The organism is Phreatobacter oligotrophus (assembly GCF_003046185.1).
In the GTDB taxonomy this organism is placed as follows: Bacteria; Pseudomonadota; Alphaproteobacteria; order Rhizobiales; family Phreatobacteraceae; genus Phreatobacter; species Phreatobacter oligotrophus.
Window position 1 is genome coordinate 47,030 of the sequence record NZ_PZZL01000004.1, and the last position, 24,787, is coordinate 71,816.

The following is a 24,787-nucleotide window of genomic DNA, read 5'->3' on the forward strand; positions in this document are numbered from 1 at the left end:
GCCGGCCCTCCCAGGCGCCGCAAGGCGCCGCGACCGATGATCCGAGGTTCCCTTGCCCTCATTCTCCCGCAGTCTTGAACAGTCTCTCCACCGGGCGCTCGCGCTAGCCAACGAGCGGCGCCACGAATATGCGACGCTCGAACATCTCCTGCTGGCCCTGGTCGACGACCAGGACGCCGCCGCGGTGATGAAGGCCTGCAGCGTCGACCTGGAGAAGCTCAAGAAGAGCCTCGTCGGCTATATCGACACCGAACTCGAGAACCTCATCACCGACGGGTCCGAGGATTCCAAGCCCACCGCCGGCTTCCAGCGCGTCATCCAGCGCGCGGTGATCCACGTGCAGTCCTCGGGCCGCGAGGAGGTGACCGGCGCCAACGTGCTCGTCGCCATCTTCGCCGAGCGCGAGAGCCACGCCGCCTATTTCCTGCAGGAGCAGGACATGACCCGCTACGACGCGGTCAACTACATCAGCCACGGCATCGCCAAGCGCGCCGGGCTCTCCGAGACGCGCGCGCCGAAGGGCGCCGACGAGCCGGAGGAGGCCAAGGAGAAGGCGACCGAGGGCGACAAGAAGAAGGGTGACGCGCTGGACACCTATTGCGTCAACCTCAACCGCAAGGCGCGCGAGGGCCGGATCGACCCGCTGATCGGCCGCGACAGCGAGATAAGCCGCACCATCCAGGTGCTCTGCCGCCGCCAGAAGAACAACCCGCTGCTGGTGGGTGATCCCGGCGTCGGCAAGACCGCCATCGCCGAGGGCCTCGCCAAGCGCATCGTCGAGAACGACGTGCCGGAGGTCCTCAAGGACGCCACCGTCTTCTCGCTCGACATGGGCACGCTGCTGGCCGGCACCCGCTATCGCGGCGACTTCGAGGAGCGCCTGAAGCAGGTGATCAAGGAGGTGGAGGCCCACCCCAACGCCATCATGTTCATCGACGAGATCCACACCGTCATCGGTGCGGGTGCGACCTCGGGCGGTGCCATGGACGCCTCGAACCTGCTGAAGCCGGCGCTCGCCCAGGGCACGCTGCGCTGCATCGGCTCGACCACCTACAAGGAGTACCGCCAGTACTTCGAGAAGGACCGCGCCCTCGTCCGCCGCTTCCAGAAGATCGACGTGACCGAGCCGACGGTCGAGGATTCCATCGAGATCCTGAAGGGCCTCAAGCAGACCTTCGAGACCTATCACAAGCTGCGCTACACCAACGACGCCATCCGCGCGGCGGTGGAGCTCTCGGCCCGCTACATCCATGACCGCAAGCTCCCCGACAAGGCGATCGACGTGATCGACGAGACCGGCGCCGCGCAGATGCTGGTGCCGGAGGGCAAGCGCAAGAAGACGATCGGCATCAAGGAGATCGAGGCGACGATCGCCACCATGGCGCGCATCCCCCCGAAGACCGTCTCCAAGGACGATGCCGAGGTGCTGCGCAACATCGAGAACACGCTGAAGCGCGTGGTCTACGGCCAGGACAAGGCCATCGAGGCGCTCTCGGCCTCGATCAAGCTCGCCCGGGCCGGCCTGCGCGAGCCGGAGAAGCCGATCGGCAACTACCTGTTCTCCGGCCCAACCGGCGTCGGCAAGACCGAGGTCGCCAAGCAGCTCGCCCAGGTCCTGGGCGTCCAGCTGCTGCGCTTCGACATGTCGGAATATATGGAGCGCCACACGGTGTCCCGGCTGATCGGCGCGCCGCCCGGCTATGTCGGCTTCGACCAGGGCGGCCTGCTGACCGATGGCGTCGACCAGAATCCCTATTGCGTGCTGCTGCTGGACGAGATCGAGAAGGCTCATCCGGACCTCTTCAACATCCTCCTGCAGATCATGGATCACGGGAAGCTGACCGACCACAACGGCAAGTCGGTCGATTTCAGGAACGTCATCCTGATCATGACCACCAATGCCGGCGCGGCGGATCTCGCCAAGCCCGCCATCGGTTTCACCCGTAACAAGCGGACCGGCGAGGACACCGAGGCCATCAACCGCCTCTTCGCGCCGGAATTCCGCAACCGCCTCGACGCCACGATCGCCTTCGGCCACCTGTCGACCGAGGTCATCGGCAATGTCGTCGAGAAATTCGTCCTCCAGCTCGAGGCCCAGCTCGCCGACCGCCAGGTCACGATCGAGCTGTCGCCCGATGCCAAGGACTGGCTGATCGAGCGCGGCTATGACGAGCAGATGGGCGCGCGCCCCATGGCCCGCGTCATCCAGGAGTACGTGAAAAAGCCGCTCGCCGAGGACCTGCTCTTCGGCCGGCTGAAGAACGGCGGCCATGTCCGGGTCATCGTCTCGAAGGACGAGGAGGGATTCCCCATCCTCGGCTTCGACTATCCGGCAGGCCCGGTCACGCCGAAGCCGGAGCCGGTCGCTCCCGACGTGCGCAAGATCGCCAAGCGCGCGGCGAAGAGCGCCCCGGCCAAGGCCAAGCGCAAGCCGAAGGGCGGCTCCGGCGGTGGTTCGGGCGGCGTTCCGGCTCCCACCGAGCCGAAGCGTCCCTCCGGTTCCGTGCCGAAGGTGCCGCTCAAGGCGGACTGAGGACGTCGTCACCACCACGCTCCCGAGCCCGGCCGTCACCGACGCGCCGGGCTCCGTCGTTTCAGGCTCCGTCTTTCGGGCGATGAATGGCCTTCATGCAGCATCGTTTCTTGCCAAGGCCGGTGCTTCCACGGCGTGATCGGCGACGATGTCAGCCGCCGAGCCCTACCAACCCCTGAGCCAATCCGCCTATTTCCGCCGGGGATTGCGCGCCGCGGTCGCGCTGCCGGCGGTGATTCTCGCCGCAACCTTCATCGGCATCGGCTCGGTCTGTGCGGGCTATGGCATGCCCCTGGCGTGGGCATTGCTCGCGACCGTGCTGATCTGGGCAGGTCCCGCTCATCTCATTCTCGTCGGCGGTCTTGCCTCCGGCGCCTCGTGGCTTGCGGTGGGGATCACCGTGGGGCTGTCCTCGGTGCGGCTGCTGCCCATGGTCGTGTCGCTGCTGCCCTATCTCAGGCTGCAGAACCGCAACCCGGTGGTGGCGGTGATCTGCGCCCATTTCGTCGCCATCTCGATCTGGGTGGAAGGCCTGCGGCTCCTGCCGCAGATCGACGCCGAGGGCCGGGTGCCCTTCTTCCTCGGCCTCGGCACCGGGCTCCTCGCTTCGGCGACCACGGCGACGGCGGCGGGCTATTTCCTCGCCGGCATCATCCCGCCGGCCTTTAGCGCCGCGCTCCTGTTCCTCACCCCGATCTTCTTCCTGCTCTCGCTCTTCACCACGGCGCGCGCACTCTCCGACCGTCTCGCCATCGGCTTCGGATTTTTCGGCCTGCTCGCAGCGAGCACTATCGGCGACGGTCTTGAGCTGCTCTATGCCGGCCTCGGTGGCGGGACGATCGCCTATGGCGTCGCGCGGCTGAAGCGCCTGCGGGAGGCTCCGTGACCCTCTTCGGATCCGATCCCACGCCCTATATCGCGCTGCTGCTGGTCGGGGTGCTCCCCAGCGAGATCTGGCGCTTGATGGCGCTGGTCGTCGGGCGCGGCCTCGACGAGACCTCGGAGATTCTCGTCTGGGTGAGGGCCGTCGCCACGGCGACCCTGGCGGCGGTGGTGGCAAAGCTCGCCTTCTTCCCCGGCGGGGCGCTGGCCGAGTTGCCGACCGGTTGGCGCATCGCGGCCTTCGTCATCGGCCTCACCGCCTATGCGGTGGGGCGCAAGTCCGTGCTGCTGGGCGTCCTCTCGGCCGAGGCGGTGATCGTCGGCGCCTCGCTCTGGCTCGGGATCCGCTGATCATCCGCCGGCCTGCATCGCCTCGAGCGCAGCACGGATGGTCCCGGCATGCTTGGCCAGGACCTCGCCGTTCTCCATCGCGCCGGTATGCGGACGCAGCGCGACGCCCTCCCAACGCGGCAGCACGTGGACGTGGATGTGGAACACCACCTGGCCACCGGCGCTCTCGTTGAACTGCTGGATGGTCAGGCCGTCGGCCGCCATGGCCTTCTTCACGCCCTTGGCGACGAACTGCACGGCCTTGGCGAGTTCCGCAAGATCGTCGGGATGGATGTCGAGAATGTTGCGCGCGGCCGCCTTGGGGATCACCAGCACATGGCCGTCGGCGCGGGGCATGATGTCCATGAAGGCCAGCACCTTGTCGGTCTCGTAGACCTTGTGGGCCGGCATCTCGCCGCGCAGGAGCTTGGCGAAGACGTTGTTCGGATCATAGGCGGCGGACATGAAAACACCCTCGCGATGGGAACCGCGAGGGTGTCGCAATCCGATGGCGCGGCGTCAAGCGCCGCGGCCGGTCACCAGTAATAGACCCGGCGGCGCCAGTAGCGGCGACGGCGGATGATATAGACCCGGCGGGGGCGGCGATACCAGCGACGGCGACGGACGATGTAGTACTGCATTTCCGTCGGGGTTTCGGCGGCCGGGGCCACAGGAGCGACGGGAGCGGTTGCGGTGGCGGGCGCGGCCTGGGCCGTGCCGGCAGCCGCTGCGACGGCGAGGCCGCCGATAGCGGCCGCGACGAATGTGCGACGATGAATCATTGGCATGTCTCCTCAGGCAGGCGGCGCATCGGGGGGCACGGTGATGCGCGGGTGATGCGGCGTCAATCCGCTTCGGCACTGACAGTCTGTGTCATGTGTTTCTGCCTGTCGACGCCCGGCGACGGAGGCCATGTCGCCGGGCGTCGGAGGGGGCGTCAGGCGCGGCGCGCGGTGCGGCGGGCCACCCGGCGGGCGCGGCGATGGGCCCGGCGGGCATGGCGGCGAGCATGGCGATGCGCATGGCGGCGGCCACGGCGGCGCATCTCGACCGGCTCACCGGCGTCCGGCGTCACGGTGGTCGCGGCGGCCGGCTCGATGGCGGCAAGGGCCTCGGCGGCGGGAGCAGCCTGGGCCGCAGCGGCGGCGAGGGCGGTCGCGGCGACACCGGCACCGAGGGCGGTGAAGAACGTGCGGCGATGCATCATGGTCAGTCTCCTTGGGGTTCGAAGCGAAACCGTGTGAACCGGTTCGAGGATGACTGTGCTCCTCCCCATCTGAACCGCTCATATCGCGGCGTTTAGGAACCGTTCATCGCTGCAGGCGCGCGCAATGGCGGCGATGAGGCCGTGGCATCGAACGGACATGATCGGCCGTGATCATCCTCCTGTCAGCCTCGCGCCACCTGAACCCACGGGAGAAGAGCTCCATGGCCATCGACCCCAGCATCGCCGCCAAGGCCGCCGAAGAGGCGGAGGCCAAGGAGAAGCGCAAGGCCGCCGATAACGGCTCATGGGTCGACGTGGCGGACGTTGCCGGCTCCGTGCTCGACCTCGTCGGAACCGCCGCCCCCAGCGTTGGCCGGACGACCGCCGCGGCAGCCAGCACGGTCACCGAGACAGCCGGGACCCTGGCGACAGGAGCCTTCGAGACGGGCGGCGCCATCGTGTCCGGCGCTGCCGAGACGGCCGGATCGATCGTCTCCGGCGTCGCAGACGTGGTGGGCGGGCTCTTCGACGGCCTGTGACCGCCGCCGCTAGTCCTGTTCCTCGAGCTCGGGCCGGCGGAACGGGGTCAGCGTGCCGAGTTCGTCGATCGCCTCGGCGATGTAGCGCCGTTCCCGTTGCAGGTAGTCATCGACCGCGCGACGGAAGCCGCGATCGACGATGAAATGCGCTGAATAGGTCGTCACCGGCTTGTAGCCGCGCGCCAGCTTGTGCTCGCCCTGCGCCCCCGCCTCGACCCGCTTCAGGCCCTTCTCGATCGCATAGTCGATGGCCTGGTAGTAGCAGACCTCGAAATGCAGGAAGGGATGGTTCTCCACCGCGCCCCAATGGCGTCCGTAGAGAACGTCCCGGCCGATGAAATTGATGGCGCCGGCGACATAGCGGCCCTCGCGCTCCGCCATGACGAGGAGGATTCGGTCGGCCATGCGCTCGCCGATCAGCGAGTAGAAGGCGCGCGTCAGGTAGGGCCGGCCCCATTTGCGGGAGCCGGTGTCCATGTAGAACTCGAAGAAGCGGTCCCAGACCGCCTCCGTCAGCTCCGGCCCGGTGAGGCGACGGATGGTGATCCCATTGCCCTCCAGCGCATCGCGGCGTTCGCGGCGGATCACCTTGCGCTTGCGGGAGGAGAGGGCGGCGAGGAAGTCGTCGAACGAGCCGTAGCCCTCGTTCTCGAAGTGGAACTGGGTGTCGGTGCGCTGCAGATAGTCCGCCTCGCCCATCAGCGCCCACTCGTCCGCGGGACAGAAGGTGACGTGCAGCGAGGAGACGCCGGCCTCGGCGGCGACCTGCGCCGCCCCCTGGACGAGCGCCGCGCGGGCGAGGTCCGCGCCCTCGCCGGGGCGGACCAGAAGGCGGCGCCCGGTCGCGGGGGTGAAGGGGACGCTCGCCTGCAGCTTCGGGTAATAGCGCCCGCCGGCCCGCTCATAGGCCTCGGCCCAGCCCGCATCGAACACATACTCGCCGCGGGAATGGCTCTTCAGGTAGCAGGGCAGGATGCCGGCGATGACGCCGCCGCGTTCGAGCACGAGGTGATGGCCAAGCCAGCCGGTCTCCCGCACCGCCGATTTCGACTCCTCCAGCGACAGGAAGAAGGCGTGGTCGAGGAAGGGATCAACGGCGCCGGTGGGGTCGGCGGCACAGGCATTCCAGTCTCCCGCAGCGATGTCCTTGACGCTGCGGACGACGCGGATGGTGAAGCTATCGGACATGCCCGGCAGATTAGGCGAGATAGCCCTCGAAGGTCACCTGATCCGCATGCTTTGCCCCGATCACACGCTCGTCATCCGTGCGGACCGTCCAGCAGATCACCGGCTTGCCGGCGGCGCGGAACGCCGTGGTCGCGGCATTGGGGAGGTCGGCGACGCGCCAGGAGAGGAAATCCGGCTCGGTGCGGGCGGCATGGGCAAGGCTTGACAGGTCGCGGCGCACCGCTTCCGGCAGCTTCGCCCAGTGGGCTCCGGCATAGTGGCTCTCGGCGACGATGCCGCGGACGAGGGCAGGGGCGTTGTCCTTGAGCCAGGCGATCGGGCCGGGATCGAAGGACATGAGGGCGAGGGGGCCGGAATAGCCGGCCGCCAGCGCCGCGACGCGGCGGGTGAGATCGAGCCGCCCGTCAAACTCGGATTTGATCTCGACGACCAGCGGCACCCGGCCGGCCACCTGGTCGAACAGGTCCGACAGGGTTCCCATCCGGTCGTCGGTCGCCTTGAAGGCCGTGGCGCGCAGGTCCGCCACGGTCCGCGCATCCACGCGGCCGCTCGCGGTGGTGAGCCGGTCGAGGGTCGAATCATGGAAGACGATGGCGTCGCCATCGGCCGTCGGCTGCACGTCGCATTCGATGGCATAGCCGCCGGCGATGGCGGCGGCGAAGGCGCGCGGGCAGTTCTCGATCACGCCGGCCGCAAGCCCATGCAGGCCGCGATGGGCGATCGGCCGCGCCGTCAGCCAGGACAGGTCCGCGCGCCCGGCCATCACGCGATCTCGACCAGCGCCTCGACCTCGACGGCGGCATTGGCCGGCAGCGCGGCGACGCCGATCGTCGAGCGGGCATGGCGGCCCTTCTCGCCGAAGACCTCGACCATCAGGTCCGAGGCGCCGTTCATCACCTTCGGGCCGTCGAGGAAGTCCGGCGTGCAATTGATGAAGCCGCCGAGGCGGACGATGCGGATGACGCCGTCGAGATTGCCGATGGCCGCCTTGATCTGCGCGATGACGTTGAGGCCGCACTGGCGCGCCGCCTTCTGCCCCTCCTCGATGGAAACGCCGCCGCCGAGCTTGCCGGCCATCAGCCCGTTGGGGCCAAGCGAGATCTGGCCGGACACGGTCAGCAGCGAACCGCTGCGCACGTAGGGCACGTAATTGGCAACAGGCGCGACAGGCTCGGGAAGCACGATGCCGAGTTCGGCGAGACGGGCAGCGATAGCGGACATGGCAGGACCTCGACCACGGGCGATGGAAAAGCGGCGGGACCCTGCCTCAAGGGGAGGCTCGCGACAAGACGGAACGCCGTGACACATCCATGCCGCGTTGTCGCCGCCGGCCTGCCCCTGTAGCCTGCGACGCACCGGCCCGACCCTGACGACGCGCGAATGCCCGCGCCCGGAGCCCCCTTATGCCTTCTGCCGTGCCCTTGCGCCCCATCCTCCTGTCCGCTGCCGTCCTCGCCTCCCTTACATCGGTGGCGCAGGCCCAGGCACCGGTCCTTGCGCCGCACCGTGCGGTCTACGAGCTGAAGCTCGACGATCGCCGCGCCTCGGGCGGCCTCGAACAGGCGCGCGGCCGCATCCTCTTCGAGACCACCGGCAATCGCTGCGAAGGCTACACCACCAATTTCCGCCAGGTGGTCGAGCTGACGATGAACGGCAACCGCGTCGTCATGGATGCCCGCACGGCCCATTTCGAGGAGGGGGATGGCTCCGGCTTCCGCTTCACCTCCCGCGCCACCCAGAACGGCGCGCCCTACATGGAGACCGACGGCAGCGCCAATCGCGCGACCGACGCCGTGGCGGTTCGCCTGCGCAAACCGCGGGAAGGCACGCAGAGTCTCGACCGCGCAGTCATCTTCCCCACCGAGCACCTGCTGCGCATGATGGAGGCGGCGCGCGACGGCCGCACCATCCTCGAGGCCAAGGTCTATGACGGCGCCGAGACGGGTGACCGCGTCTATGACGCCACCGCCATCATCGGCCGTCGCATGGAGGGCGAGCCGCAGGAGGCCGAGCCCGCCGCGCGCGATCCGCGTCTTGCCGGGCTGCCTCGCTGGCCGATGACCATCAGCTATTTCGAGCAGGGCAAGGACGGCGGCACGCCGGCCTATTCCCTCGCCTTCGAGCTCTACGAGAACGGCGTGTCGCGCCGCATGGTCATCAACTATCCGGAGTTCTCGCTGCGCGGCGAGCTCATCCAGCTCGACTGGCAGGCCGCGACGCCCTGCGAGAAGCCGTGAGGCCGGTCCTCAGTCGTCGAAGGTGATGCCCTTCACCACCGCCCCGCGGCCGAACTTGGCCCGCAGGGCGTCCACCGCGCCCTCGACCTTCACATTGCGCGCGATGGACGTGTCGACGAGGTCGGCCGGGTCGGCCTTGTCGAGGGTGGTGAGGTCCGACAGGCCGATGCCGATCAGCCGGTAGGCGGTGCCGTCGGCTTCCCTCGCGAGCATCTCGCGTCCCGTCTCGAAGAGGCGCGCGGCCAGCACGGTCGGTGTCGGCAGGCCGCGGGAGCGGGTGCGGATCTTGAAATCGGCGCTCTTCAGCTTGAGCGTCACGGTGTTGCCGGCGAGCCCCTGGGCCTTGGCCCTGGCGGAGACCTTCTCGCACAGGCGGAACAGGATCTTCTCAAGCGCCCGTCCATCGCGAATGTCGGTGTCGAAAGTGGTCTCCGCCGACACCGATTTGGTTTCGCCATCGGGCGAGACGCGGCGATCGTCGATGCCCCGGCACAGCCGGGCGAGCCTGAGACCCATGGCGCCGTAGCGCCGCATCAGCTCGCTCTCCTCGATGCGGCGCAGGTCGGCGATCAGTTTCAGGCCATCGCGCTCCAGCGCCTGCTGCATGGCCTTGCCGACACCCCAGATGAGCGAGACCGGCTTGGCGCCCAAAAAATCCAGCGCCTCGCCACGGCCGATCACCGCAAAGCCCCTGGGCTTGTCGAGGTCCGAGGCGATCTTGGCGAGGAACTTGTTGTAGGACAGGCCCACCGAGATGGTGATGCCGATCTCCTTCTCCACCTGCCGGGCGAAGCGCGCCAGGGTGAGGGCGGGCGGCGCGCCGTGCAGGCGCTCCGTGCCGGTGAGGTCGAGAAAGGCCTCGTCGATGGAGAGCGGCTCCACCAGCGGGGTGAGCGCCAGCATGGCCTGCCGCACCTGCCGGCCGACGGCCGCATATTTCTCCATGTTCGGCTTGATCACCACCGCGTCCGGGCAGAGCGCCAGCGCCTTGAACATCGGCATGGCCGAGCGCACCCCGTGGATGCGGGCGACATAGCAGCAGGTCGAGACGACCCCGCGGCGCCCGCCGCCGACGATCAGCGGCTTGTCGACGAGGCTCGGATCATCGCGCTTCTCGATGGCGGCATAGAAGGCGTCGCAATCGACATGGGCGATGGAGAGCTCGCCGAGCTCCCCATGGCGCGCCAGCCGCGGCGAACCGCAGGCCCGGCAGCGCGGGGCCTCGCCGGTCGCTTCAGCGAAACAGTCGCGGCAGAAGGCGAGCAGGGCCATGGCCGCAGGGTGATGGCGGCCGGGATTCCCCGCAAGGGGGCTTTTGGCATCAGGCGTGATCGCGCTCCCACGGGCCGGCGCCCAGCTGGTGCGCGGCGCGCACCACGGCCTCGGGCTTCAGGCCCGCATGGGCGGCGAAGGCGAGGAGCAGGCTCTCATCCGCCATGAAATGTTCCATCACCGCCGCGAGGAAGCCGGGCTGCGTCGCCGCCTCCCGAATGGCGCCAAGATCGATGCCCGCGAGCGAGGCGAAACGCTGCAATTGGTCGTCGTCGCCGGCGAGAAAACCGAGCGCCTGGACGGCCACCGCTTCGGCACTCTCGGTTGAGGAAGTCGGGCGACGTAGGGTCATGGTTTGTCCTTTTGAAAGGATTTGCCGTTAGCTTGGACACGATCCGTCAGGCTCCGGCAACCATCGGGGGCGGACCTTCGGAGTGCGAGTGGCCGATGTCGAAGACCGTGATGATCGTGGAGGACAACGAGCTCAACATGAAGCTCTTCCACGACCTTCTGGAGGCGAACGGTTACGCCACGATCCAGACTCGCAACGGCAATGAGGCCCTGTCGCTCGCCCGCGAGCACAAGCCCGACCTCATCCTCATGGACATCCAGCTTCCCGAGATTTCCGGCCTCGATGTCACCCGCTGGATCAAGGAAGACGAGACGATCCGGCACATTCCGATCATCGCCGTCACCGCCTTCGCCATGAAGGGCGATGAGGAGCGCATCAGGGCAGGGGGCTGCGAGGCCTATCTGTCGAAGCCGATTTCCGTCGCCAAGTTCCTCGAAACCGTTCGGCATTTCCTCGGCGCCGCCTGAAGGTTCCACCATGACCGCCCGCGTTCTCGTCGTCGATGACATCCTCGCCAACGTCAAGCTGCTGGAAGCGCGGCTCTCGGCGGAATATTTCGATGTCGTCACGGCCTCGTCCGGGGCGGAGGCGCTGTCGATCTGCGACCGCGCCCAGTGCGACATCGTCCTGCTCGACGTGATGATGCCGGAGATGGACGGCTTCGAGACCTGCCGTCGCCTCAAGGCCAATCCGGCGACCCACCACATCCCGGTCATCATGGTCACCGCCCTCGACCAGCCGGCCGACCGGGTGAAGGGCCTGGAGGCCGGCGCCGACGACTTCCTGACCAAGCCGGTCAACGACCTCGCCCTCGTGACCCGCGTCCGCTCGCTCGTGCGCCTGAAGATGATGCAGGACGAGCTGCGCATGCGCGCCGTCACCTCGCGCGAGATCGGCATGCGCGACCCGCTCTCCGAAGCCGTCGCCGAGGGCGGCCTGAACGGGCGCATCCTTGTCGTGGACGATCGCACCTCGTCCCACGAGCGCATCGTCCAGGCCCTGCGCAGCCAGCATCAGGTCGAGGTGGAGACGCGCCCGCAGGAAGCGCTCTTCCGCGCCGCAGAGACCGACTACGACCTCGTCATGGTTTCGCTCGCCCTCGCCGATTTCGATCCGCTGCGCCTCTGCTCGCAGCTCCGCTCGCTCGACCGGACCCGCGGCCTGCCGATCCTCGTCATCGCCGAGCCGGAGGACGAGGCGCGTCTGCTGCGCAGCCTCGACATCGGCGCCAACGACTATCTGCTCCGTCCCATCGATCGCAACGAGATGGCGGCCCGCGTCCGCACGCAGGTGCGCAAGAAGCGCTACACCGCGCGCCTGCGCGACAATGTCCAGCAGTCCATGGAAATGGCCATCACCGATGGCCTGACCGGTCTGCACAATCGCCGCTACATGGAGAGCCACCTCGGCACGCTCGTCGACCAGGCGTCGATGCGCGGCAAGCCGCTCTCGGTCCTCGTCCTCGACATCGACTACTTCAAGTCGGTCAATGACACCTGGGGCCACGATGCCGGCGATGAGGTTCTGCGCGAATTCGCCCAGCGCCTGCGCAAGTCCGTTCGCGGCATCGACCTCGTCTGCCGCTTGGGCGGCGAGGAATTCGTCGTCGTCATGCCCGACACCGATGCGGGCGTGGCTTCCATCGTCGCCGAGCGCATCCGCAACCGCGTCGCCTGCGAACCCTTCCCGATCCACAAGGGCGCCCGGGCGATCGACGTGACCGTGTCGATCGGCATGGCCCAGCGCCAGGGCGGCGATACCTCGGGCGAGGCGATCATCAAGCGCGCCGACCAGGCGCTCTACCGGGCAAAGCGCGACGGCCGCAACCGCGTGGTCCTCGACGCCGCCTGACGCAGACCTCGTGCGTTCACCTTATGCATAAACCGTAACCGTTGAGGTTAAGGGAAGGTTGATGCGCGGGGCCGCATCTTGCCGATTGTGGCTGTTACAATTGGTGACTAGGGTCCGGCCCAAGATCAGGTTGTGACCGCTTCTTGTGTTTGGTCTGCGTCGACCTGATCTCACCCTGCGAGCGCTCAGGTCCGCCGCATCTCCTGGGAATCGTAGGGTCGGCCGGTCGGGTTCGGCACGGATGGCCTCTCCGTATCGCCGTTGGCCCGACCGGCCACCTTGCTTCCCGACACTGACCGTTACCGCATCGCCGTCACGGCTGGCGTGCGTGGTCCCGATGGATCTTGCCGAGCACCGCCCTGAGATGCGGGTGAGCCAACGCGGCAGCAAACAGCGCGTCGCCGGGCTCGGCGCGGCGCAGACGCGTGAGCGTCCGGCCATCGTCTCTGGACAGATGGCAGAGGTCCTCGGTACGGCAGGTCATGCGCTCCTCGCCACGGGCGACGGCCAGGGCGGCGCGCCGCCAGGAGCGCCACTCCGCCACAGAGGTCGACACGGCGATGCGATCGGCAGGAACCGGCCGAAAAAGACTGTGGCCCTCATAGGAGAGGCCATTACTCAGTCGCAGGCCGAGCAAATCGGCGAGGCTCGGGGCGATATCGATCCCGCTCACCAGTCGATGCGCATTGGCCGCAAGCGCCTCGGTCGCATCCGGCGGCGAATGCGTCGGTATCCGCATCAGAAGAAGCGGACTGAGCACACCGGATTCGAACGTCTCGAGGCGGGTCAACGGTTGCGGCGCGCCACGGCGAAACGCGAACTCCCCATGGTCTCCGATGACAAGGATGAGAGCATCGTCGAGCCGACCGCTGCGCCTCAACGCCTCGAACAGGGACGCAAAGCCGGTCTCCTGGATATGGGCGGCGCGCGAACGGCGGTCGGAAATCCCACCGGGAATGGGCGCGACGCTGGTTTGCTGAAACGGCCAGTGCAGCGAGTTTGTGTAGAGCATCAGGAAGAGCTTGCCGCTCTCGCCCGCGACGAGGTCAGCGACGGCGCGGAACGCAACGGCGTCGTCGACCGTCTGGTCGTTGATGAAGGGCAGCCGGAAGGTTTCCGCTGACTTGACCACGTCGAAGTCCGCGCCAGCGAAGAAGCTGTCGAAATTGGCCCAGCGCAGAGTTGATGACGTGATGAAGGCCGTCCGATAGCCGCGAAGGCGCGCGAGGTCACTCACGAAGGGCATGGACTGCAGCTTGGCCGCACTCTCATGCGAACCGGTCCCCGTGACAATGGCGGGGATGCTGACGTCGGTGGCGTTGCTGGGGGTCACGGCATTGTCGAAGCGAACCCACCCCGGCATGCCGCTGAGCGCGACGATACGCTCGTGCAGGGGCGTTCGGCCATCGCTCGATGGAATGTCCCGTCCGGCCGATTCCACGATCGCCAGGATGATGGTCTTCGGCTCGAAGCGCGGCGCCCCGTCCAGGACGACGGTGCTGGTGCGCCGGGTTGTCTGGAGCGTGGCCCTCGGTGGATCGGGAGCCATGAGAGCGGCGTCGAGGGGGCCTCTGGCAGCCCCGGGCGCCACTGATGCGGCGCCGCCCAGAGCCAGGATCGTGAAGGCCCCGACCGTTGCGATTGGCCACACAATGACCGCTGCCTTGGCCGTCCTGGCGATTGCAGCGGTGATCGCAACTGAGGCAAGGGCCGTGACGGCCAGACCCGCCGTTATGTAGGCGCTCAGGTAGGACATCAGGGCCGAAAGCGTCAGGTCGGTGAACCTGACCGGGAGATCGTCATAGAGCGTCCACAGGGGCGCCTTGAAGAACCGCAGGAAGCCAAGATCGACAAGGACGACGATGCTCGCTGCGACGATCCCCGCCATCTGCAGGAAACGGACCGCCAGGTAGCGGGAGGGACTTCTCCAGACGAGACAGATCGCGACAGCGAGCAGCGCGAGATAGCTGGCGTGGCCGATGATGACGTCGAAAGAGCTGGTCGACAGTCCCAGGGCGACGAGCCAGGACAGGGCGAGAACAGCCACGGCGCAGAGGAGCCCGCCCAGCGCCGACCACCAACCCGTCATTGGCGACGTCCTCTCGCACGGCCGGCTCGCGTGCCAGCTCTGTTATGGGTGCCACTCAAACAAAAATGGCCCCGCAAGCGGGGCCATGTCGTTGCTTCGGGGAAGCGGCGGGGCGAACCCCGCGCCGATTACTTGATCTTGGCTTCCTTGAACTCGACGTGCTTGCGCGCCACCGGGTCGTACTTCTTCTTGGTGAGCTTGTCGGTCATCGTCCGCGAGTTCTTCTTCGCGGTGTAGAAGTAGCCGGTGTCGGCGGTGGAGACGAGCTTGATCTTGATGGTGGCGGCCTTGGCCATGGCACATCCTCGCGGAAAGGTCTGAAGTCGGCGCCGTGCCTCGAAAATAGCGAGCGAATGCCCGCCGCGTCGCCGCCGGCTGGTTGGGCGGCATGTGACAGGTCAGCGAAGCGATGTCAAGGAAAAGCCGCCACCGGCGCGCTCAAACCGGTTGCGGAAGGCTGGCCAGCGCCCCGGTCCCGGCCTCGTGCCCGGCAGCCGCAAAGGCGTCCCCGTAGAGGATGAGCAAGGGGCCGGTCCAGGCCTGCGCCGCGAGCCGGCCGGCAAGGTCGGCCACGGTGCCCGCGATGCGCACCTCGTCCGGCCGCGTGGCATTCACGACGGCGATGGCGGGTGTTGCGGCGGACAGGCCCCTGGCGATGAGGCCCGCCGCCAGTTCGTGCCAGGTGGCGCCGGGCATGTAGACGATTGTGGATGCGGCGGGGTCGGTCAGGGCGGGCCAGGACAGGTCCCGCGGCAGGCGTCCGTCACGGCCATGGGCGGTGACATATTGCAGGCGGCGGGCATGGTCGCGATGGGTGAGGGACAGTTTCAGCGCAGCCGCAGCCCCTTGCGCGGCGGAAATTCCCGGCACGACCTCCACGGGGATGCCGCGCGCCTCGGCGGCGGCGATCTCCTCGCCGGCGCGGCCGAAGATCATGGGATCGCCGGCCTTGAGGCGGACCACGTGCTTGCCCTCCACCGCAAGGCGGATGACGAGGGCATTGATGTCCTCCTGCCGGCACGAGGGACCCCGCCCGCGCTTGCCGGCGGAGATCCGCTCCGCCTCGCGGCGCGCGACATCGAGCACGGCACTCGGCACGAGGTCGTCATGGACGATGACGTCGGCAGACTGCAGCGCGCGGACCGCGCGCATGGTCAGAAGCTCCGGGTCGCCAGGGCCAGCCCCGACCAGAACGATGCGGCCGGTCCGGGCCTCGGCGGTGGCGCGGGCCGCGCGTTCCAGCTCGATCGTCAGGCAGGCCGGCGGCACGGCCTCCGGCGTCGCCATAGCGCGTTCGGAGAAGAGCTCCCAGAAGCGGCGGCGTGCCTGGAACGGCAGGTGGAGGGATTGGACACGGCGACGCCAGCGCCGGGCGGCATCGGCCCAGCGGGCGAAGCCCTGCGGCAACAGCGCCTCGATCCGGGCGCGAACGGCCTGGCCGAAGACCGGCGCCGCGCCATCGGTGGAGATGCCGATGACCAGCGGCGAGCGATTGACGATGCCGCCGAACTGGACGTCGCAGAAGGCCGGCTTGTCGATGACATTGACGGGCACGCCGGCGCCGCGGGCCGCCGCGGCGAAAGCCGCCGCGTCCGCATCCTCCTCGAAGGCGCCGATAGCGAAGGCGGCACCGCCGAGATCGGCCAGGCTCCAGGCGCGGTGGTGCAGGGTGATGGACCCGGCCGGCGGCGCCTCCGCCAGATCCAGCATGGCGGGGCAGGGGTCTGCGGCATAGACGGCCACCTCGGCGCCCGCGGCAGCGAGCAACTCGGCCTTCCAGACGGCCGCCTCGCTGCCGCCCGCGACGACGACACGGCGTCCCTTGAGCTTCAGGAAGACCGGCAGCACGGCCAGCGGCGCCATGCGGGCGGCGCGCTCGGCGCGGGGTCGACGGGAGACGTCTTCGCTCATCGCATCCGCCTCAATAGACATCGGCCTGGTAGCGCCCGGCCTTCTTCATGGCCTGGACATAGGCGACGGCCGCTTCGGCGGTCATGCCGCCATGGGCGGCGATGACGTCGACCAGCGCCGCCTCCACGTCCTTGGCCATGCGCTTGGCGTCGCCGCAGATGTAGAAATGCGCGCCGTCGGCGAGCCAGGACCACAGATCGGCGCCGGTCTCGCGCATGCGGTCCTGGACATAGATCTTCTGCGAGCCGTCGCGCGACCAGGCCAGCGACAGCCGCGTGAGCACGCCGTCCTTCTTCAGGGCCTCGAGCTCGTCGGCATAGAAGAAGTCGGTCGCCTGCCGCTGGTGTCCATAGAAGAGCCAGTTGCGCCCGGGGGCCTTGTCGGCGGCGCGGTCCTGCAGGAAGGCGCGGAAGGGCGCAACGCCCGTTCCCGGTCCCACCATGATGACCGGCGTCGCCGGATCGGCCGGCAGGGCGAAGGCGTGGGCGCGCTGGACATAGACCCGCACGGCATCGCCCGGTTTCACCCGCTCGCCGAGGAAGGTCGAGGCGACGCCGAGGCGGCGGCGCTTGCCGATGACGTAGCGGACCGAATCGACGGTCAGCGACACGCGGCCCGGCTGGGCCTTGATCGACGAGGAGATGGAATAGAGGCGCGGCTGCAGCGGCTCCAGCGCCTCGACGAAGGCCTCCGGATGGGGCCGGACGCCGGCGAATTTCGTCAGCACCGCGAGGACGTCGAGGTTGGCGGCGTCGCCGTCGGGATCCTCGCCCGTGGCCAGCGCCCGCGCCTTGGCGCGCTGGGCGCCGCCGGTGAGGAAGGAGATCAGCTCGAACAGGCTGTCCGGCGCCGGTGACAGCGACACCTCCTCCGCCAGCACTGTGCGCAGCGGCCGCCCGCGGACCTCCGTCAGGTGGGAGGCGCCGAGCATGGCGATGATCTGGTCGACAAGGCCGAGGTCGTTGGTGGGAAAGATCCCGAAGGCATCGCCCACCACATAGTCGAGGCCAGCCTCGGTCAGGTCGAACTCGACGTGGTGGGTCTCCTTCTCCGAACCCTCGCCATTCAGGCGCCGGCGCGACAGGAACCGCGCGGCGACCGGGGCTTCGCGGGACCGGCCGGGGACTGCGGGCGCCGCCGCGGGGACGGCTTCCGTCTTCAACGTCGGAGCCGAGCCGGGCGCCGCGCCGATTTCGGGCGCCAGCGCCTTGAGCATGCGCAGCGTGTCCTTGCCGCCCGGCACGCAGAGGTTCAGCCGGTCCTCGGACTTGGCGGCCAACGCATTGGCATAGTCGGCGCAATTGTAGCCGCACTGTCCGCAATCCTGCTGGGCCATGGCCGCCATGAGCCGCGGCGCGATCGGCCGGCCCTCGGCGAGCGCCATGCGATCGGCGAGCGCCATGGACGGATCATGCCAGGGCGCGTCGTCATTGCTCGCCTCGTCATTCGCCTTTGGCGCGCCGGCGGTCTCCGGCAGGGCCAAGACGCCGCCGGGCGGCACCAGGGGCGCAAGGGCGGCTGCGAAGAACCCGGACAGCCATTGCCGCTGTTCGGGCGTGAACGGGGCCGTCTCCGGGATCAGCGAGAAGGCTGCGGAGGGGGGCTGGACGCTCATTCCGCGGCCTCCTTCAGCGGGGCGAGATGGGGCGCGACCAGCGCGTCGAGATCAGCCGTCTCATGGCGCAGCGTGAAGGCCTGGAAGCTTTCCGATGGGCCTGTGCGATGGGCGAGATAGGCGCGCAGCAGCGCCTCGACATGGCGCGGCGCATCCTCGGCCTTCACCGCCTTCCACAGCGGCCGGCCGATGCGGGCCTGCTCGGCGAACCCGCCGCCGACGACCATGTCGTAGCCCTCGACCGTGTCGCCGTCCTCGTTCACCGGCACGCGCGCGCCGATCAGGCCGATATCACCGATATAGTGCTGGGCGCAGGAATGGTGGCATCCCGTCAGGTGGATGTTCACCGGCACGTCGATGGTCACGCGCGCCTCGACATGGTCGGCGATCTCCAGCGCGTGCTTCTTGGTGTTGGAGGCCGCAAACTTGCAGCCTGCATTGCCGGTGCAGGCGACGAGACCTGCCCGGATTGGCGTCGGCCGGGTGGAGAAGCCAAGCGCCGCGATGCGTGCTTCCGCCTCGGCGAGGCGCCCGTCGGGCACGCCGGACAGGATGAGGTTCTGCCAGACGGTGAGGCGCACGTCGCCATCGCCGCAATCGCGGGCCACGGCAGCGAGGCCGCGCGCCTGGTCCCCGGTTATGCGGCCGACCGCCATCACCACGCCGATCCAGTTGAGGCCCGCCTGCCGCTGGGGATGGACGCCGACATGGGCATAGCGGTCAGTGGCGGGACGCGGTGCCACCAGCGCCTCGTCGATGCGGGTGAGTGTCCGCCCAAGCTTGTCCTCGACCGCGCCAAGGAAGCGGTCGAAGCCCCAGGCGTCCAGCACATACTTCAGACGGGCGCGGTTGCGGTTCGTCCGGTCGCCATGGTCGATGAAGACCCGGATGATGGCATCCGCGATCGCCGTCGCCTCTTCGGGCCGGCAGAAGACGCCGGTCGGGCGCGCAAGGTCATGATGGCCGGAAATGCCGCCGAGGACGAGGCGGAGGCGAATGCCGGCCTCGGGGCCCTCGGTGACGCGCACCGCCTGGAAGCCGATATCGTTGGTCTCCTCCAGCGCCGGCGACAGGCCGCCGCCATCGAAGGAGACATTGAACTTGCGGGGAAGGCCGTAGAGCACCCGCTCGTTGAGGATATGGAAGTGCCAGTCGCGGGCGAGCGGCCGCGTGTCCAGGATCTCCGTCGGGTCGATGCCGGCGAGGGGCGATCCCGTGACGTTGCGGATGTTGTCGGCGCCGGAGCCCCGCGCCACGAGGCCGAGATCCATCAGCTCTTCCAGCAGCGGCTTGACGCTCTCCGGGCGAATCTCGCGCATCTGCAGGTTGGCGCGGGTCGTCACGTGCAGGTAGCCGCCGCCATGGCGCTCGCAGAGATCGGCGCAGCCGGCAAGCTGGTGGGCCTTGAGGATGCCGTTCGGGATACGCATCCGGAGCATGAAGCTCTCTTGCGCCGGGGCGACATTGAACAGGCCGTGGTAGCGCCAGCGGAAATTGTCGGCCGGACCGGGCAGCTTGCCGGTGGCGGCCTCCCGCGTGAGGCGGGCATAGGCGTCGAAGGGATGCTCGTCGCGCTTCCACTTTTCGGCGTCAACGAGCTTGCCGCCGGCCTTCACCTGGGCGTCCTGGGCGGCCAGATGCGGAGCGTCAGGCCCCGTGGGTACCGGGGCGGCAGCAGCCGGTGGTGCGACCACGCGCGTGGCGGCGGCACCTGCTGCAAAACCTTCGAGATAGCGCTTCTGCTCGGCGCTGAAGTCCTGTGACATCCGTTCCCCGTTCGACAGGCGAGGGGGCCGGCGTCATTGGCGGCCTTGAGCTTTGGACCGATTGTCGCAAGCGTCGTGCCACCTCCCGCCTCAGCAGAAGCAGGAGGAATGTCAGCGGGTTATCGGGATCGATCGGGCACCAAACCCGCCGCCTGTGCAGCCCGAATGGGCGGATCGCCGCATTTGTGTGCAGCGCAGCGTCAGGCTTCCGCGGGCTTCTCGTGCGGCAGGGCTGCGAGCAGCGCGATCAAGGCGCGGTCATGCAGGATGAGCATGGACTCGCGGTTCGACAGCCATTGCCGGGCCTCCTCGATGGAATGGGCATCGGTGAGCTTTGCCTCGGCAATGACCCGGTCGGCGTCGACCTTGCCGCGCACCCGGGGCGGCGGCACCTGGATGATCTGCTGGTGCACCTCGCGGAAGGCCGGATCGGCATGGACGAGGTCGAGCGCCTTGCCGTCCTCGAGCGACAGCGCCTCAAACTCCTTGCCGAGCTGGTAGGCCCGTTCGGCGATCGGCGGCGGGGCATATTCCTCGGGGATCAGCAGCAGCCGCATCCGCCGCAGGCCCCAGCCGATGCCAGCCGAGGCCGAGGCCCAGGAGGTCGGGATGGCGAGCCACAGGCCGATGATGGTCGGCGACATCCAGGCGAAGATGTAGGGCGAGATCGAGAAGGCCGCGATGGCGGCGATGATGCCGAGCACCGTATGGCGCCAGTGGCGCTCGACGATGGCGCGGAAGGGGATCGAGCCGTCGTCGCGGCGCTGCGTCTTCCAGCCGGTGTCGCGTCCCGAGATGATCGAGGAGACGGAGCTGGCCTGGATCAGCATCATGACCGGCGCGATGAGCGCGGAGAGGATGATCTCCAGGATGGTGGAGAGCGTCAGCATGATGGCGCCGCCGCAACCACGCCGCGCCGCGCCGTTCACCAGGGTGACGAACCAGCCGAAGATCTTCGGCGCCAGCAGGATCGCCATGGTGAAGAGGAAGAGGTTGAAGGCGCGCTCGGAGTCGAAGACCGGCCAGGCCGGGAAGAGCGTGAACTGGTTGGTGAAATATTCCGGGCGGATGAAGGCCGCCTGCAGGGCCAGCGCCAGGCCGATCAGGAGCTGGATCAGCCAGAGCGGGCTCGACACATAGCTCATGATGCCGGTGGCGAGGTGCTGGCGCGTCGCCCAGTGCAGGCCCTTCGCGCCGATGACGCGGCTGTGCTGCAAGTTGCCCTGGCACCAGCGCCGGTCGCGGATGGCAAGGTCCATCAGCGAGGGCGGGCTCTCCTCGAAGGACCCGTCGAGATGGGTGAGCATGTAGACGGCATAGCCGCGGCGGCGGATGAGGCCTGCCTCGACGAAGTCGTGGCTGAGGATGTGCCCGCCGAAGGGCGGCTTGCCCGGCAGGTCCGGCAGGCCGGCCGAGGAGGCGAAAGCCTCCATGCGGATGATGGCGTTGTGACCCCAGTAATTGCTGTCGCGGCCTGACCAGACGGCAAGGCCCGCGGCGCAGACCGGCCCGTAGACGCGGGCCGCGAACTGCTGGAGCCGGGCGATCAGCGTGTTGCGGTTGATGAGCCGGGGAAGCGTCTGGATGATGCCGGCATCCGGATCGCGCTCCATGGCATCCGCCAGGGCCACGATCGTCTCGCCGGTCATCAGGCTGTCGGCATCGAGCACGATCATGTGGGCGTAGTTGCCGCCCCACTGCGTGACGAAATCGGCGATGTTGCCGGCCTTGCGCGCCGTGTTCTTTGGCCGGTGGCGGTAATGGATGGCGATGTCCGGCAGACGGTCGCGCAGCGCCAGATAGGAGCGCTCCTCGGCGATCCAGATGTCGGGGTCCGTCGTGTCGGAGAGGAAGAAGAAGTCGAACGAGGCGCCATGGCCGGTGGCCAGCACGTCCTCGGCGATGGCCTGCACCGTGCCGAACACCCGCGCCGGGCTCTCGTTGTAGATCGGCATGACGATAGCGGTGCGCTCGCGCAAGGCGGGCGGCAGGTCGGGCTTGCGGTTGAGGCCGTGCCTGAGGAGATGGCCAAGCCCCAGGATGCCGGTCGTGAAGGCCAGCGCGATCCAGGAAAAGTTGACGACGAAGAAGGCGAGGAAGGCCCATTCCAGCAGCGTCACGCCGCCGGCCTCGACCACCTTGTACATCTGCCAGCCGCCGGCCACCGTGATGGCCGCCATGCCGCCGAAGGCGACGAGGCGGGAGAACCACGGCGTGCGCCACAGATCGGGCGCGAGAAGGCGGCGGCGCTCATCGTCACGCCAGCGGCGGAGCGACTGGGCGGGCATTGCGAGGGGAGCAGCGGCCGGCATGGCCTGGCGTTCGCGCAAGCTGGGCGCGGCGGGCCGATCGGTCAGGGCGTCCATCGATAGAGCCATGTCTCGCTTTGCGGCTGTCCGTCCTTTTCGAGGACCAGCCGCAGTTCGACCTGATTGGCGGCCTCCGGGTCAAGGTCGAAAGCGACACGGTAGAGTTTCAGGTCCGGCACGAGCCGGCCGTCGATATTGCCGACGCGGCCCCGCTGGTTGGTGAGATTGGCGCGCAGGCCCGCCGATTTCTCGCGATCGCCAAAATCCTCGGCGGTGAAGTCCACGAGGAAGCGACGCCGCCGTCCGCCGCCCTGGGCGCGACCGGTCCGGGTTGCCACGACCATGGCGCTCGGCGGCCGCTCGGGCGGGGCCCAGCACCAGTGCATCCGGTAGGTGAACATGTGCTCGCCGCCCCGCGCCAGCGGCGTCCGCGGGCGCCAGTAGGCGAGGATGTTGCGATTGAACTCGTCGTTGACCGGGATCTCCACCAGCTGCACCTGGCCCTGGCCCCAGTCGCCCAGCGGTTCGATCCACACGCTCGGCCGACGCTCGAAACGGGCATCGAGGTCGTTGAAGGCCTCGAAGCGGCGGTCGCGCTGTAACAGGCCGAAGCCGCGCGGGTTCTGGTCGACGAAACCGGAGACCTGCAAGGTCTCGGGATTGGTCACCGGGCGCCAGATCCACTCGCCATTGCCGTTCCAGATCTGCAGGCCCTGGGTGTCGTGGACCCCGCCGCGCACGTCGTCGACATTGGCGCGGTCATTCGGCGCGAAGAGGTAGTTCGCCGTCATCGGCGCGATGCCGACATGCTGGAGGTCGTTGCGCGGGAAGAGCGTGACCTCGACATCGCAGACGGTGGAATCGCCCGGCCTCAAGGAGAAGCGGTACAGGCCCGTCACGCTGTCCGAATCGAGCAGGGCGTGGACGACGAGGCTGGTGCCGCCCGGGCCGGGCCGCTCGATCCAGAAGGAGCGGAAGGAGGGGAACTCCTCGCCCTGCGCCTCGGCGACGTTGAGCGTCAATCCGCGCGCCATGACGCCATAGACCTGTCCACGGGCGAGCGCCCGGAACAGGCTCGCCCCCTGGAAGACCAGGGCTTCGTCGGCCGGCGTGCCGCTGCTCAGGCCCGCATAGGCGCGAAAGCCGGTATAGGGGACCTGGATCTCGGTCGGCAGCGGCGCTGTCTGGCCATAGTCGTACTGGTCGGCCTGGAAACGCTTGTCGCGGATGATGCCGCCATCGACGGTCCGGATCGTCACCGGCGTGGTGAAGACATTGCCGGCCGGCAGCAGGTCGAGGGTGAAGCCGCGATTTTCGCCCGCCCAAACCCGCTGGTCCGGCTTCATGCGGATCTGCCGGTACTGGTCGAGCGAGAGCTGCTGGAGCGAGCGCGGAATGTCGGCGCGCGGGGCCTGGTAGGGATTGCGGGACACCTCGCGGGCGAAGGCCAGCAGGGCATCGCGGGAGATCGCCTGGCCGTCGGAAACGGCTGCCAGCGCCGCCTGGAGCGGCGACCCCTGGGCCAATGCGGTCCGGTTCAGCGTGAGGGCTGCCGGCGCGGCCAGGAGGGAAGCAAGGAGGTCGCGGCGGCTCGGCATGAGTTGGAAAATCGCGGGGCTTTCCGGGAGCAGTTGCTGGGGGGGCGGCAACCGCAGAGGGTGGGGCGGCTTATAGCCGAAATTAGGGCGCTGAGGAGGGGGGAGGCTGGCCTCTCGGACCGACAATTTTCGCATGAAGGGTCGCCCGCAGCGTCGCGACGACGTCGGGCGGCACCGTCGCCGCAACAAGCCCGACCAGGACCAGCGCCATGCCGACGAGATGGTGGATCCCGAAGGCCTCGCCGAGGAAGGCGACCGACATGCCGACCCCATAGACCGGCAGGAGGTAGAGGAAGCAGGAGGTCACGGCAGGGCCGACCACCTTCACCCCGTACTGGTAGAGGGAGAAGGCGCCAACCGCCGAGAACAGGGCGAGTCCGCCAACGGCTGCCCAGAGGCCAGGTCGCATCGGCCACCCGCCGACGGTCGCAAGCTCCACCACCGAGAAGGGCAGGAGGGTCAGGACCCCCGCCATGGCGATGACGGCGAAGAGCGGAAGCGTTGGCACCCTGGCCAGTGTCTCGTCGCGCAGGACCAGCGAATAGCCGGCCCAGGCGAGGGCCGCTGCCGCGATCCCGATGTCACCGATATTGAAGTCGAGGCGGGCGAGAGCCGTCAGGTCGCCCTTCAGAACGATGACGGCGACGCCCGCCATGGCCAGCACCACGCCGAGCAATCGCGCCGCCGGCAGCGGCTTGCCGAAGACGAGGCGCTCGATCACCAGCACCAGAATCGGCGAGGTCGTGTAGATCAGGGTCCCATTGGTCGCGGTCGTCAGCGACAGCGCCATGTAGACGCCTGCGCCACAGATCCACATGCCGAGAAAGCCGAGGACAAGGAGGCGCCGCCAGCTTCCCCGCAGCACCGGCGCCGCCTCGACGATGCCGCGCCAGGTGAAGGGCAGGAGGATGAGGACGGCCACACCCCAGCGCAGCAATGCCAGCGTGAAGGGCGGGATCGCGTCGCCGACACCGCGGGCGATGACAAGGTTGGAGGAGAAGAACAGCGGCATGGCGAGCAGCAGCAGGTAGGCGCGCCTCGCTTCTGCCGATGCTGCCATATCCGATGCCCCCGGGCGCCACCCGCCCGGCTCCAGTCAGCACGGAGG

23 protein-coding genes are annotated in these 24,787 nt (G+C 68.5%); 7 read left to right on the forward strand and 16 right to left on the reverse strand.

Annotated elements, in window-relative coordinates; all coding sequences use genetic code 11:
- Nucleotides 1–52 precede the first annotated feature (52 nt).
- The 3 genes from clpA to C8P69_RS10025 all read left to right on the forward strand — a co-directional run bounded on the left by clpA (nt 53) and on the right by C8P69_RS10025 (nt 3,766).
- Nucleotides 53–2,533 carry an ATP-dependent Clp protease ATP-binding subunit ClpA gene (clpA, locus tag C8P69_RS10015; protein WP_108176683.1) on the forward strand — a complete coding sequence of 827 codons (2,481 nt, stop codon included), beginning with the start codon at nt 53–55 and terminating at the stop codon, nt 2,531–2,533.
- Nucleotides 2,534–2,681: 148 nt separating this feature from the next.
- The gene (locus C8P69_RS10020) at nt 2,682–3,419 is read left to right on the forward strand and encodes an AzlC family ABC transporter permease (RefSeq protein ID WP_108176685.1); all 738 of its coding nucleotides are present in this window, start codon (nt 2,682–2,684) and stop codon (nt 3,417–3,419) included.
- Nucleotides 3,416–3,766, forward strand: coding sequence for an AzlD domain-containing protein (locus tag C8P69_RS10025; protein ID WP_245901972.1), 351 nt, complete (start codon nt 3,416–3,418; stop codon nt 3,764–3,766). Before C8P69_RS10020 ends, C8P69_RS10025 begins: the two co-directional genes overlap by 4 nt.
- Here the strand turns inward: C8P69_RS10025 and C8P69_RS10030 are convergent, their stop codons facing one another.
- The 3 genes from C8P69_RS10030 to C8P69_RS10040 form a co-directional block, all read right to left on the reverse strand.
- The gene (locus C8P69_RS10030) at nt 3,767–4,210 is read right to left on the reverse strand and encodes an HIT family protein (protein ID WP_108176687.1); all 444 of its coding nucleotides are present in this window, start codon (nt 4,208–4,210) and stop codon (nt 3,767–3,769) included.
- A gap of 71 nt (nt 4,211–4,281) precedes the next feature.
- On the reverse strand, nt 4,282–4,527 hold the full coding sequence (locus tag C8P69_RS10035) for a hypothetical protein (RefSeq protein WP_108176689.1): 246 nt from the start codon (nt 4,525–4,527) through the stop codon (nt 4,282–4,284).
- Between the two features lie 155 nt (nt 4,528–4,682).
- A complete protein-coding gene (locus C8P69_RS10040) occupies nt 4,683–4,952 on the reverse strand; it encodes a hypothetical protein (protein WP_108176691.1) in 270 nt (89 codons plus the stop codon).
- A gap of 221 nt (nt 4,953–5,173) precedes the next feature.
- Here C8P69_RS10040 and C8P69_RS10045 point away from each other — a divergent pair, with 221 nt between their 5' ends.
- Nucleotides 5,174–5,491 (forward strand): hypothetical protein, encoded by a 318-nt coding sequence (locus tag C8P69_RS10045; RefSeq protein ID WP_146167315.1) that lies wholly within the window; start codon nt 5,174–5,176, stop codon nt 5,489–5,491.
- A gap of 9 nt (nt 5,492–5,500) precedes the next feature.
- Here C8P69_RS10045 and C8P69_RS10050 read toward each other — a convergent pair whose 3' ends face one another.
- The 3 genes from C8P69_RS10050 to C8P69_RS10060 are packed head-to-tail and all read right to left on the reverse strand — an operon-like array spanning nt 5,501 to nt 7,900.
- Nucleotides 5,501–6,679, reverse strand: a complete 1,179-nt coding sequence (locus tag C8P69_RS10050) for a GNAT family N-acetyltransferase (RefSeq protein ID WP_108176695.1) — start codon at nt 6,677–6,679, stop codon at nt 5,501–5,503.
- Nucleotides 6,680–6,689: 10 nt separating this feature from the next.
- Nucleotides 6,690–7,442 (reverse strand): glycerophosphodiester phosphodiesterase family protein, encoded by a 753-nt coding sequence (locus C8P69_RS10055; protein ID WP_108176697.1) that lies wholly within the window; start codon nt 7,440–7,442, stop codon nt 6,690–6,692.
- Nucleotides 7,442–7,900 carry a RidA family protein gene (locus C8P69_RS10060; RefSeq protein WP_108176699.1) on the reverse strand — a complete coding sequence of 153 codons (459 nt, stop codon included), beginning with the start codon at nt 7,898–7,900 and terminating at the stop codon, nt 7,442–7,444. The genes C8P69_RS10055 and C8P69_RS10060 overlap by 1 nt, the downstream gene beginning before the upstream one ends.
- A gap of 182 nt (nt 7,901–8,082) precedes the next feature.
- On the opposite strand from C8P69_RS10060, the gene C8P69_RS10065 reads away from it, so the two are divergent.
- Nucleotides 8,083–8,916 (forward strand): cell envelope integrity EipB family protein, encoded by an 834-nt coding sequence (locus C8P69_RS10065; RefSeq protein WP_108176701.1) that lies wholly within the window; start codon nt 8,083–8,085, stop codon nt 8,914–8,916.
- A gap of 9 nt (nt 8,917–8,925) precedes the next feature.
- On the opposite strand, the gene C8P69_RS10070 is transcribed toward C8P69_RS10065, so the two are convergent.
- Both C8P69_RS10070 and C8P69_RS10075 read right to left on the reverse strand, forming a co-directional pair.
- Nucleotides 8,926–10,188, reverse strand: a complete 1,263-nt coding sequence (locus C8P69_RS10070; RefSeq protein WP_108176703.1) for a DNA polymerase IV — start codon at nt 10,186–10,188, stop codon at nt 8,926–8,928.
- A gap of 49 nt (nt 10,189–10,237) precedes the next feature.
- Nucleotides 10,238–10,540, reverse strand: a complete 303-nt coding sequence (locus C8P69_RS10075) for a DUF3572 domain-containing protein (RefSeq protein ID WP_108176705.1) — start codon at nt 10,538–10,540, stop codon at nt 10,238–10,240.
- Between the two features lie 95 nt (nt 10,541–10,635).
- On the opposite strand from C8P69_RS10075, the gene C8P69_RS10080 reads away from it, so the two are divergent.
- Entirely contained in the window at nt 10,636–11,007 is a 372-nt protein-coding gene (locus C8P69_RS10080; protein ID WP_108176706.1) for a response regulator, read from the forward strand.
- 10 nt (nt 11,008–11,017) lie between these two features.
- The gene (locus C8P69_RS10085; RefSeq protein ID WP_108176708.1) at nt 11,018–12,391 is read left to right on the forward strand and encodes a PleD family two-component system response regulator; all 1,374 of its coding nucleotides are present in this window, start codon (nt 11,018–11,020) and stop codon (nt 12,389–12,391) included.
- A 313-nt stretch (nt 12,392–12,704) separates the two neighbouring features.
- On the opposite strand, the gene C8P69_RS10090 is transcribed toward C8P69_RS10085, so the two are convergent.
- The 8 genes from C8P69_RS10090 to C8P69_RS10125 all read right to left on the reverse strand — a co-directional run bounded on the left by C8P69_RS10090 (nt 12,705) and on the right by C8P69_RS10125 (nt 24,739).
- Nucleotides 12,705–14,480 carry an LTA synthase family protein gene (locus C8P69_RS10090; protein WP_108176710.1) on the reverse strand — a complete coding sequence of 592 codons (1,776 nt, stop codon included), beginning with the start codon at nt 14,478–14,480 and terminating at the stop codon, nt 12,705–12,707.
- Nucleotides 14,481–14,608: 128 nt separating this feature from the next.
- Nucleotides 14,609–14,776 (reverse strand): 50S ribosomal protein L33, encoded by a 168-nt coding sequence (rpmG, locus tag C8P69_RS10095; RefSeq protein WP_108176712.1) that lies wholly within the window; start codon nt 14,774–14,776, stop codon nt 14,609–14,611.
- A gap of 142 nt (nt 14,777–14,918) precedes the next feature.
- On the reverse strand, nt 14,919–16,391 hold the full coding sequence (gene cysG / locus C8P69_RS10100; protein ID WP_108176714.1) for a siroheme synthase CysG: 1,473 nt from the start codon (nt 16,389–16,391) through the stop codon (nt 14,919–14,921).
- 10 nt (nt 16,392–16,401) lie between these two features.
- The gene (locus C8P69_RS10105; RefSeq protein ID WP_108176716.1) at nt 16,402–18,006 is read right to left on the reverse strand and encodes a sulfite reductase subunit alpha; all 1,605 of its coding nucleotides are present in this window, start codon (nt 18,004–18,006) and stop codon (nt 16,402–16,404) included.
- Entirely contained in the window at nt 18,003–19,772 is a 1,770-nt protein-coding gene (locus C8P69_RS10110; RefSeq protein WP_108176718.1) for a NirA family protein, read from the reverse strand. The genes C8P69_RS10105 and C8P69_RS10110 overlap by 4 nt, the downstream gene beginning before the upstream one ends.
- A gap of 200 nt (nt 19,773–19,972) precedes the next feature.
- Nucleotides 19,973–22,150: a glucans biosynthesis glucosyltransferase MdoH gene (gene mdoH / locus C8P69_RS10115; protein WP_245901973.1), complete on the reverse strand. Its 2,178-nt coding sequence runs from the start codon at nt 22,148–22,150 to the stop codon at nt 19,973–19,975.
- Entirely contained in the window at nt 22,126–23,679 is a 1,554-nt protein-coding gene (locus tag C8P69_RS10120; protein WP_108176721.1) for an OpgD/OpgG family glucan biosynthesis protein, read from the reverse strand. The genes mdoH and C8P69_RS10120 overlap by 25 nt, the downstream gene beginning before the upstream one ends.
- An 82-nt stretch (nt 23,680–23,761) precedes the next feature.
- Nucleotides 23,762–24,739 (reverse strand): DMT family transporter, encoded by a 978-nt coding sequence (locus C8P69_RS10125; protein WP_108176723.1) that lies wholly within the window; start codon nt 24,737–24,739, stop codon nt 23,762–23,764.
- Between the last annotated feature and the right edge of the window lie 48 nt (nt 24,740–24,787).